The sequence below is a fragment of the Bradyrhizobium sp. MOS001 genome (assembly GCF_004634465.1).
Lineage (GTDB): Bacteria > Pseudomonadota > Alphaproteobacteria > Rhizobiales > Xanthobacteraceae > Bradyrhizobium > Bradyrhizobium barranii.
On record NZ_SPVJ01000091.1, the window covers coordinates 1 to 9,698 of the forward strand.

The following is a 9,698-nucleotide window of genomic DNA, read 5'->3' on the forward strand; positions in this document are numbered from 1 at the left end:
TGCCGCGTTCAAAGGCCGGACATATGACCGCACCGTCATCCCTTGTTCAACCAGAGAAAGATCTTGCAGCCCGGGCCGTTCCACATATGAGTCAGAGCCAATATTGCAGGCCGAATGACAGGCCCGGTCGCAGTTCCCGCCAGCGTTCGGATTGGGGCAGCGGGTTAAGGTGTGGCTCACAGTGAGCCATTTTTGCAACATCTCAAAATAAAGAATCTCTTAGCACCGCTCTTCACAATTGAACCGCGATTTCGGGCCCAACTCCCTAGCTCAGGCTTAACCTGTACGAGCCTCACAGAAACTGGAACAGGTTTCAGTGACTTTTTGCGTTCCCCAAATCGTGGGTACTCGGCCGCGGCGAACAATTTGGGCGAGCGGCCTATTTGCCAGCGCATTGCTGGTCATTGGTTTACCTGCTCACGCGCAGACAAACTGGACCGGAGTTACATCGACCGACTGGTTCACCGGGAGCAACTGGAACACCGGTGTCGTGCCGACGAGCGGGACCATTTTCCTAAATACGATCACGCCCAATCCAACAGTGGTTTCTGGAGGAGCAGCTGTTGGCGATATTCTTGAAGTCCTGAACGGCGCGTTGACAATCCAGAACAACGGGACAGTGAACCTTTCCGTTGGCGCCGATATCGGTGAGTCTGTCGGGTCTCAGGGAGCAGCGACGGTCACCGGCGCCGGTTCAACCTGGAACAACGGCGGCTTGCTTTCCATCGGCACCATCGGCACGGGCACGCTGACCATCGCAAATGGAGGGGCGGTTAGCAACACGAACGGCTTTGTCGCGTTTGCAGCAGGCTCGCAGGGTGCGGTAACGGTCACTGGTGTGGGCTCCAACTGGATCAATTCGATCGCACTTTTCGTCGGTCGCTTCGGCACTGGCTCGCTTACCATTGCCGACGGCTCCACGGTGAGCGTTGCTGGCGGTGGCGGTACAGCTTTTGTCGCCAATCAGTCGGGTTCGAATGGAAGTTTGAACATCGGTGCAGCGCCCGGCAGCGCAGCGGCTGCGCCAGGCACGCTCAATGCGGCTATGGTTGAATTCGGGGCTGGCAGCGGCACGCTCAACTTCAATCACACCGCTAGCAACTACGTATTCGCGTCGACGGTTACTGGCAATGGTGCGGTTAACGTGCTTTCGGGAACGACCACTCTTGCGGCCGCCAACACCTATACCGGCGCGACCAATGTCAACGCGGGCACTTTGAATGTGACGGGTAGCATCGGTCCTAGCGGAACGCCCAGCGGTGCTATCAATGTCCTCGCCGGCGCGGCGTTGAATGTCGGGCCAACGGGCTCGATCAATATCGGCACTAATAACTTGGCCAATGCAGGGACGGTAACGGTCGCCGCGGGTGGCTCAATCACTGACGACCTTATCAATTCTGGCGTCGCAAACAATGCGGGTACGTTGACAGGTCCGGTTAATAATTTTGGTATGTTCAACAACAACGTGGGCGGCACTGTCTCGGGCCTTCTGACCAACAATTCTGGCACCACGACGAATACCGGTGCGCTCAATGGCGGTGCAGTCGTCAACGGCGGACTGCTGATGGTCGACGGCACAGCGGCGGCCGTGACAGTCAATCCTGGTGGCACCCTCGCCGGCCACGGCATCGTCGGCAATACCACGATCAACGGTGGCGTGCTTTCACCCGGCAACTCGATCGGGTTGCTCTCCGTACAAGGTAATCTCGTATTCACGGCCGCCGCGAGTTATTTGGTCGAAGTCTCGCCGTCGAACGCCGACCGCACCAATGTGACGGGCACGGCGACGCTCGGTGGCGCCACGGTCAACGCCGCTTTCGGAGCCGGAACCTATGTGGCGAGGCAATATACCATTCTCAACGCCGGTGGCGGCGTCAGCGGGACCTTTGCGGGTCCGGTCAACACCAATCTGCCGGCGAATTTCAAACCCAGCCTGAGCTACGACGCCAACAACGCTTATCTCAACCTGACGCTGAACTTCATCCCACCCCCGAGCGGTGGCCTCAATCAGAACCAGCAGAACGTCGCCAACGCGATCGTCGGGTTCTTCAACAGCAATGGTGCGATTCCCCTAGTGTTCGGTGGGCTGACCCCGGCAGGCCTCACCCAAGCCTCGGGTGAAGTCGCTACCGGTTCGCAGCAAACCACCTTTGATGCGATGAACCTGTTTCTGGGCCTTTTGACCGATCCGTTCATCGCGGGTCGCGCCGATACCCTTTCGGCGGGGGCATCGTTGGGCGCCTCGACCTACACCTCGCAAGACAAGCCGCGCTCCGATGCAGCAGCCCGCGATGCCTATGCCGCGATATATCGCAAGGCTCCGGTCATAGCCGATCCGTTCACGCAGCGCTGGAGCGTGTGGTCGGCCGGTTATGGCGGCTCGCAGACCACCGACGGCAATGCGGCGCTGGGATCAAACAGTACAACCAGCCGCATCGCGGGTGGTGTCGTCGGGGCCGACTACCGGTTTTCGGCGTTCACGCTGGCAGGCTTTGCGCTGGCCGGTGGCGGAACTAACTTTAGCGTTTCAAACGGTCTTGGCTCCGGCCGCTCCGACCTATTTCAGGCTGGCGCCTTTATCCGGCACAACGTCGGTCCAGCGTATCTCTCCGCAGCACTCGCCTATGCCTGGCAGGACATCACCACCGATCGCACCGTGACCGTCGCAGGCATCGATCAGTTGCGCGCGCAGTTCAACGCCAATGCGTGGTCCGGGCGCCTTGAAGGCGGCTATCGTTTTGTCAGCCCGTGGATGGGGATTGGCGTTACGCCTTACGCAGCGGGCCAGTTCACGACCTTCGATCTGCCGGCCTATGCCGAGCAGGCCGTCATCGGCGCCAATACCTTCGCACTCGCCTACGGCTCCAAAAGCGTCACCGCCTCGCGGAGCGAACTGGGTTTGCGCACTGATAAATCCTTTGTGGTGCAGGATGGCATCTTTACTTTGCGCGGACGTGCGGCTTGGGCTCACGATTTCAACACTGACCGGGCTGTCGGTGCGACGTTCCAGACGCTGCCGGGCGCATCCTTTGTCGTCAACGGTGCGGCCCAGTCACACGATGCTGCGCTCGTCACGGCTTCCGCCGAAATGAAATGGCTAAACGGGTGGTCTGCGGCCACCACCTTCGAAGGTGAATTCTCCAGCCTGACGACAAGCTATGCCGGTAAGGGCGTCGTGCGGTATGCTTGGTAGACTGGGAATTGGTGGATTTGGCAGCCGTGGCGCCGGTGCTGACTACACGAACAGAACTGGGCGACTTCTCCAATACATAGCGATGCTCTTAGTTCACTATTGCACTCCAACCTCGAGGCACGAGAATCGGATGATTCTCGTGCCTCGTGCGCAACATTGCGCAGTCCACAATATTTCCTAAGTTCAAAACTGGGTGCCCGTTCTTGGCGGGCCTGGCGCTCCAGCTCGGTCGACGCCAGAGGAACGCGCGACCGGGCTGCACTCTCTATCGGAGGATGGTTGAACAGTGAGGAAGCTCGCGGCGATTTGTGCTGAGGTGAGTGTCGAGATTCTGCCGGTAGCGGCAACAGTAAGAGCGGCCCAGACGACGGCGCTGTCGAAGCTTCAACAAATCCTCGAGCATCGCGACGAGGGGTAATGCGACGTTCACATCCTCGGCCGGGACGCCGTCGCAAGACGCGGACGTTCTGTCCGCTGGGCTGTACCGGGTTTCTTCCTCGCACGTAGACGCTGGATCTCCGGGATCGAAAACGATCGGCATGTCCGCGCCGTCGGGGCAGCGCAATGTGACCGTCGCTATTGAAGTTTTTGGGCTCGGGCAGGTTGGCTCACTGGTGGCCAGGGCGCGCGTCTCGTCACGGGGAGGAGGCACATTCTCCGGCGCCGCAGTCCTCACAGCCAATGCGCCGGCCACGCTGAAGGCCAGCGCGGCTGGCAGCGGGCGGGTGCTACTTCCGGCAAGGCCGGCGTTGCCGCGAAATCCTCATTGGTGCAGAGCGTCACGCTGGCCTTCCAGACCCGCTGCTTCCCCGCGACGCGGGGCGTGCTGACCACGACCGTGAACCTGGGGTCATCGGCTGGCACGGCGATCATGTTCAAGATGCCGGGGGGCGCAACCGCACGAGCCGGCCTCGCGGGTAATGCTAGGTCGTCGTCACAGGCGGCCGGCGCCCTCAATGCCGCCGTTGTCCCGACGTCGCTGGCGCTATCAGCCACAGCTGCTGTAATCAGTCGGGCTAGAGCGTCTGTCGCCGGACGGACATCTCTGGAGGCGGCTCTAAGCTCTCCAGCGGCTCGAGGGGCGGGCTGTCGGCCATCGCGTCCATCACGGGCCGCGCCAAATCCCAGGCGACAAGCGCCGCATCGGTTATTGCCAGAGCCGCTCTGGCTGCTGGAGCGACGGTCCGGACCGCAACAAGCGGCGGTATGGTCGGCCGTGTAGCCATGTTCGGGCGCGCTTCGATGTCCGCGGCGTCTCGCGCGATCGTTCCTGGCACTGTTGTGGAGATGATCGCGCGCGCAACGACTGCCGTGAGAACATTGGGAAGCACTTCGGCGCGAACCTCGCTGTCCGCCAAGACCGCGCTTCAGACCAAGACGTCGATGCAACTGGCCACGCTGCGTGCGTTCCTTGTTGCCGTCACCAAGACGACGAGCACCGCCCGTGCCGCCACTGTGGCCAGCGCTGCGCTAGCAACGTCCGGAGCGGTGAAGATTGGCACGGTCGCGCGAGCGACATTCTCGGGCTCCGTTAGCCTTGTCGCGAAGGCCAAGACCGCAGCTGCAGCCAATGTCGACAAAGCGATCACGCCGCTCTTTGGTCGCGCTGTTGTGAGGGCCTCGGCGCGCGCTACTGTTCCTGCTGGCGCCGGTCATCCCGACGCCGGTCAATCCGCGGCCGGGCCGGCTCAGCCGCCTCAATGCATCGCTGCTAAAGGCTTTCGGCGAGGATTTCGACATCCTGCCGATGATGCCAGCGGTCGACGTCAACAGCCGGTCGCAGGCGGACACCTCACGGGCGCAGATTCTGGACATCTCGGGCATCTGGGATGGCCCGACGACGTCAAGGACGCCGCACGCTCGCGGCTCGCTGCAAGACGACAACGCGCACAACTGGAACGCATCGTATCCGTCGGCGAACTTCGACGATGGCCTCGTCGCCGGCGTCCGGAAGGGTGACGTGCTGACCCGCAGGCTGGACAGTGCGGTCTACGAAATCGTGCGGGTGGTCCCGAATGGCTTCGGCCGCACGACACTGCAACTGGCGAAGCGCAAGCGGGCGCATTGAGAGCCCGCACGTTGTGGATCGCTTCGCGCGTCCTATCTTAAATCGAGCGCGGCGCACGTCGTCACACTCGCACACCCTGGGCGACGGCGGATGTAACCGCGCCCAAGGGTCTGTTTGGTTGAGGGACAGATGGCAAGGCAACTCCGGCCCCAGGACGAGGACAGCGGCTGCTCATCCGAGCCTGTCGATACCTCCGTGCACCGCTGGGCGCGAGAGCCGTGCCCTCGGAAGCTTCAGCCCATCCTCGACGGCCTCGAGATTGATGCGCTCGACGAAAGCGCGCGCCTCTATCTACAACGGCAACTCTACATCGGCAGTCTATTCGACCAAGATCGCATGGGGCACGTTGTTATGACCTTGCGGTGCATCACGGAGTCGGAAGGAAATGAAGGCGCGCTCTCCGAGATGAACTTGCGAGCCGTTTCCGGCACGATCGGGCCATTCGAGGATCGCGGCATCGCGCTCATTGAGGCTTTCGACCAGATCCCGCTGCTCAGCGTTTTTGAACAGATGAGGGCGCTGGAATATTTCTACGTGAGCGAGGCGCAGGCCGCGTTGGAGCGCATATTAAAGCACAAGCTGCGACGCCTCCTGCCTTCGCCTCCGCCCCCACCGAGCAAGGAGGAGATCCGCGAAGCGAGGAGGCGGGCGAAGGAGGATGCCAGGCGGGCCCTGAAAGAGACAAACGGCCGGATCGTTGCTCAAAAACTTGAACTTGGCAGGAGGCTCGCAGCGATCCTGGACAACACGCCGAGCAATACCAAGTTCGGTCGTCTCGCTCGCCATCAGTTCGATCTGCGAGATCCCGCGGAAGTCGCGGAGGTGATCCGGGTGTGGAAACGCTACGGCGATCGTCCGGACATCACCAAGAAGGTGCGCAACTGGCGAGTTCTCCTGGCGTTATCGAGCCCGTCGCTGCAGGTGCCCGTGCGTCGACAGTTCGAGACGAAGATCCTGGCGGGCGAGAACGTGACGGCGAAGTCAATTGCCGCCAAAGCGGCCACGCGGAAGACCGGCTGACCGAACAAGGGCTGCCTTGGGATAGTGGCTGTCAGTCACTGGCGCTTCTAAAGGCGCGGCAGTATTTAATATTGCATCATTATTTTTGTCATTTAATTTATTGACATGCTTTAATGGCGAGGTAAGATTTTCTAAGCACGCTAGAGTAGAGAAGCTCCCCGGCACGCTAGCCCCCGACCTCTTACGCGGCCCTCCGCTCCGAAACCGGCGGCGGAGTGCTCAGCCATAAACCTGGAGACCAAACTTGCACTGACAATCCTATTGTATGGAGCTGCCGAATGAACCTTCAGTCCATTGCAAACCGGATAACTAACGCGGACCTCTCGTACGTGCTCGGAAGGTTTAAAACGGTCCGAACCGCCTATAGCGGTGCGCGAAAGCTGGCGGCCCTTGGAAGCCCGACCATCTCCGACGCCAGAGACACTCCGACGCTTTTTCCCGGAGCCGACATTTCCCAGATCGTGCAAGCCATTCGTGAAGAAGCTGTATTCATCGGCATGCAACTCCCGCCTTCCGTAGTCGCCGAAATTGAGGCATTTGCGAAATCTGAGCCTCTTCACGCCATTTACGATCCTAAGGGTCCCACATTCAAATATTCAGACGTTGTTCGAGGGAAGTGCATCGACGGAAGGACTATGCCGATCGGAGGGATAACCGATCCCGCGCGTTGCCCCGCGGTGCAGAGAGTCATCGACGATCCGGCGCTACGAGCGATTGTGCGGCAATATCTGGGACATGAGCCGCGCCGAATAATGACCATACTCGATTGGAGTTTTGCATCGGACATCTCCGACGAACAGCGGCGTAAGCTGAAGCACCATGTCATCGACTATCATTACGACGTCATGGGCTACAATTTCGTCTACGCCAGCTTCTACATAACAGCCACCGACCGCTATTCTGGTGCGCATGTCATGATGAAGCGATCACACAATCGCAAGCCGCTTCGCATGCTGATAGGCTCGGTCAGGGCGAGTGAAGCTGATGTACGACGGCAATATGGAATCGAAAACGAAGTCGTTATCGAAGGTCAAGCGGGTCTGGGGTTTGTTCAGGACACGTCTTGTTATCACCGCGCGTCGCCGCCAACTCAGGGCGACCGGTTGATGCTGGCAGTTCGCTTTATAAATTAGGCGACGATTAGCAAGATCTGGGAACGCCTAGATGCAACGAGATCCCGCCGGGAACATGCTCGCTTGTTTTGAGCGGTTGATTGGGCAGATTGGACCGGCCGATCGCGCTGGTTCTTGCTTCAATGTTGCGACCTCAAAGCTAAGTCGAACCTACATCACTAAGCCCGTCGGGTTGTAGGAACGCGGGACGCCCAGCGGTGATTAAATGGTGTTGGGCTCGTCCCACAGCTGGTGGAGCGGCCTTGGCTCCCCCCTTAAAACACCTCCCGGTCGGGGATCGTCTCCCCATGAACCGGCGAAAATGTTGGGGTTCACTAATCTGGTCGAAGCTTGTACCGATGCTGCAGGTTGCGTTCGGTTTTCCTCACTGCGTCCTGAATGCGGGGAATATCGGCACCTTCTTTGGCGCTGGCTATCAGAGCCCATTTGCCGCCACCGCGCTCTATGTGAGCAGAGACCACATCTTTCGTACCCGGTAAGGCGTGAATTTTCTGAAGTGCGATAAGCTCCAGATCCTTCGCCAAAATAGATGTTTTCATCGCGGCCTTCCTCGGCCCGCCTCAGGCCAAACCCATTTGGCCTACACTGGAGAGCAGCCTTTAGGGAGACGGTCCCGGCCGGGAGGCGTTTGAATGTAAAGCCGGGGCCGCTCCGCTAGCTGAGGGACAAGCTCAGCAACAATTTAAGCAACGTGGGGCGCTCCGCGTTCCTAGTGAACTATCTTGATCCGCCCTTTCATCATGGGGAAAACGCGGTGGTGGGCTGAAGGACCCAGGCCCGCTGGCGCGCGTTCGCGCATCATGTTGCGGAGGTCAGGAAGCTCTTTATGGTCTTGGCGACGGCTACGGTCGCAAGTCCGCAAACAGATGGAGACCCTTCGCGCGCCGTCGCACTACCTTTGCTCATCCCTGCCGCAAATCAGCGCCTCGCCAGCGCGGCGTTGCTGACCACGGCAGGCGTCGCCCCGGGGAGCGGTGTCAAGAGACTATATATGTCAGTCAACCTTACGACGGCGCTTAACGAGCCAATAGACACCGTAGCCAATCGCGAGCACCGGAAGGCCAGCGCCAGCAATCGGTCCGGGGGCCCCCTCATACTTTTTCACTTGGCCGGGCGCGTTTTCGCAGTTGCCATTGCCGTTGCAGGCCAAGGCGGGAGGCGCAGAAAACATCAGGGTGAAGGCCAAAGCTGCCGTTGGCAGAGTACCGAACGCGATTTTCATGGTTTGGCTCCATTATCGCGGATTTAAAGATCAATTAAATCTTATTTAATTGCATTTGTCACATTAAATCGAGCGGCCAAGCCGCCAGCGGTACCGCGTCCCATCACGGCGCACGACATGGCGCTCGGCGCTCTTGTCGATGCCGCTCGCGATGCGGTCATAGAAGGTTCGATGGGGCAGCATTTCGCGGTGGAAGTTCGTAATGGAACCGGGCCCGTTCTCGAAGTTACGGCCACTTTCAATTCTAAGATTTTCAGAAAGCAATGATGAGGCCTCAGTCTGCGGCCTCAGGCGCGGCGCCAAGTGCCCGGTCAATCAGCGATCGGACGCGCCGGACGGCAAGCAGACCAAGGCGGGCCTCTATTTTTCCGGCCTTCGCTGTGTCGCCAATCGAGAATAAATAGTGCCACAGGCCCGAAGCTTCGTCCTTTCTTACCGCGTAAAAAACGCCTCGGTGAAATCCTTCGTGCTCAGTGGGCAGTTTCGTGCGGCTGGCCATGGTTTCACGCGATGATGCTCAGTCTGTGAACCCGCAGCTTGCAATCATGGGGCTAACCGAAACACGGAATGAGCAAGGGCTGGGGGTCCGCGAGACGAGGGGGCATGCTCGATTGCTGAATGCGCGACGCGCCTTATACGAGGATCATCAAGGCCATCATTTCGACTTCGCCTTCAGCCCCATCTCGACCAGCCGGCGTACGGCCTCGGGACGGCCCGGCAGGTCATCTTGCTTGCGGCGCCAGCTGTCCAGGTCTTTGAGGAATTCAGCGGTCATGCGAACGGTGATCGCCTCGCTTTCAACGGGTGGGCGACCTCGCTTCGATTTTTTAACGTTATTTATTGTTGACGTCATGAATTTATAATGTCAGAAATTAGCAAGCCGAGCAAGTGCTGGAACACTCGCCCGGCTCTAACCCGAGCCACACAAGGAGTGGAAATCCAAATGACCCGAGCTGACACGCGTCTTAGCACGCCACCCTTAAACACGTCTGAAAACAACATCACCGATCCGGTGTACGCCGCGATCGAGAAACATCGTCGGGCAATGCGGGAGTTTGCCGA

9 protein-coding genes are annotated in these 9,698 nt (G+C 59.6%); 4 read left to right on the forward strand and 5 right to left on the reverse strand.

What is annotated here, in order from left to right; genetic code table 11:
• Window positions 1–394: 394 nt before the first annotated feature.
• Window positions 395–3,193: an autotransporter domain-containing protein gene (locus CT676_RS42110; protein ID WP_244623509.1), complete on the forward strand. Its 2,799-nt coding sequence runs from the start codon at window positions 395–397 to the stop codon at window positions 3,191–3,193.
• Window positions 3,194–3,865: 672 nt separating this feature from the next.
• Here the strand turns inward: CT676_RS42110 and CT676_RS42115 are convergent.
• Together CT676_RS42115 and CT676_RS42120 are read right to left on the reverse strand one after the other, a co-directional pair.
• On the reverse strand, window positions 3,866–4,066 hold the full coding sequence (locus CT676_RS42115) for a hypothetical protein (protein ID WP_135217174.1): 201 nt from the start codon (window positions 4,064–4,066) through the stop codon (window positions 3,866–3,868).
• A gap of 143 nt (window positions 4,067–4,209) precedes the next feature.
• Window positions 4,210–4,551, reverse strand: a complete 342-nt coding sequence (locus tag CT676_RS42120; protein WP_135217175.1) for a hypothetical protein — start codon at window positions 4,549–4,551, stop codon at window positions 4,210–4,212.
• 389 nt (window positions 4,552–4,940) lie between these two features.
• Here CT676_RS42120 and CT676_RS42125 point away from each other — a divergent pair, with 389 nt between their 5' ends.
• From CT676_RS42125 to CT676_RS42135, 3 genes are all read left to right on the forward strand, one after another.
• On the forward strand, window positions 4,941–5,261 hold the full coding sequence (locus tag CT676_RS42125) for a hypothetical protein (RefSeq protein WP_135217176.1): 321 nt from the start codon (window positions 4,941–4,943) through the stop codon (window positions 5,259–5,261).
• A gap of 129 nt (window positions 5,262–5,390) precedes the next feature.
• Window positions 5,391–6,281 (forward strand): hypothetical protein, encoded by an 891-nt coding sequence (locus CT676_RS42130; RefSeq protein ID WP_135217177.1) that lies wholly within the window; start codon window positions 5,391–5,393, stop codon window positions 6,279–6,281.
• 278 nt (window positions 6,282–6,559) lie between these two features.
• Window positions 6,560–7,414, forward strand: a complete 855-nt coding sequence (locus CT676_RS42135; RefSeq protein ID WP_135217178.1) for a hypothetical protein — start codon at window positions 6,560–6,562, stop codon at window positions 7,412–7,414.
• A 314-nt stretch (window positions 7,415–7,728) separates the two neighbouring features.
• Here the strand turns inward: CT676_RS42135 and CT676_RS42140 are convergent, their stop codons facing one another.
• From CT676_RS42140 to CT676_RS42150, 3 genes are all read right to left on the reverse strand, one after another.
• Complete coding sequence (locus CT676_RS42140; RefSeq protein ID WP_135217179.1) at window positions 7,729–7,953, reverse strand: hypothetical protein; 225 nt, start codon at window positions 7,951–7,953, stop codon at window positions 7,729–7,731.
• Window positions 7,954–8,408: 455 nt separating this feature from the next.
• Window positions 8,409–8,636 carry a hypothetical protein gene (locus CT676_RS42145; protein WP_135217180.1) on the reverse strand — a complete coding sequence of 76 codons (228 nt, stop codon included), beginning with the start codon at window positions 8,634–8,636 and terminating at the stop codon, window positions 8,409–8,411.
• Window positions 8,637–8,699: 63 nt separating this feature from the next.
• A complete protein-coding gene (locus CT676_RS42150) occupies window positions 8,700–8,939 on the reverse strand; it encodes a hypothetical protein (RefSeq protein WP_135217181.1) in 240 nt (79 codons plus the stop codon).
• Window positions 8,940–9,698 lie beyond the last annotated feature (759 nt).

Excerpts from the sequence above, each read along its gene's own strand:
- CT676_RS42115 (WP_135217174.1), bottom strand. The coding sequence starts at position 4,066 with ATGATCGCCGTGCCAGCCGATGACCCCAGGTTCACGGTCGTGGTCAGC.
- CT676_RS42125 (WP_135217176.1), top strand. The coding sequence starts at position 4,941 with ATGATGCCAGCGGTCGACGTCAACAGCCGGTCGCAGGCGGACACCTCA.
- CT676_RS42130 (WP_135217177.1), top strand. The coding sequence starts at position 5,391 with ATGGCAAGGCAACTCCGGCCCCAGGACGAGGACAGCGGCTGCTCATCC.
- CT676_RS42135 (WP_135217178.1), top strand. The coding sequence starts at position 6,560 with ATGAACCTTCAGTCCATTGCAAACCGGATAACTAACGCGGACCTCTCG.
- CT676_RS42140 (WP_135217179.1), bottom strand. The coding sequence starts at position 7,953 with ATGAAAACATCTATTTTGGCGAAGGATCTGGAGCTTATCGCACTTCAG.
- CT676_RS42145 (WP_135217180.1), bottom strand. The coding sequence starts at position 8,636 with ATGAAAATCGCGTTCGGTACTCTGCCAACGGCAGCTTTGGCCTTCACC.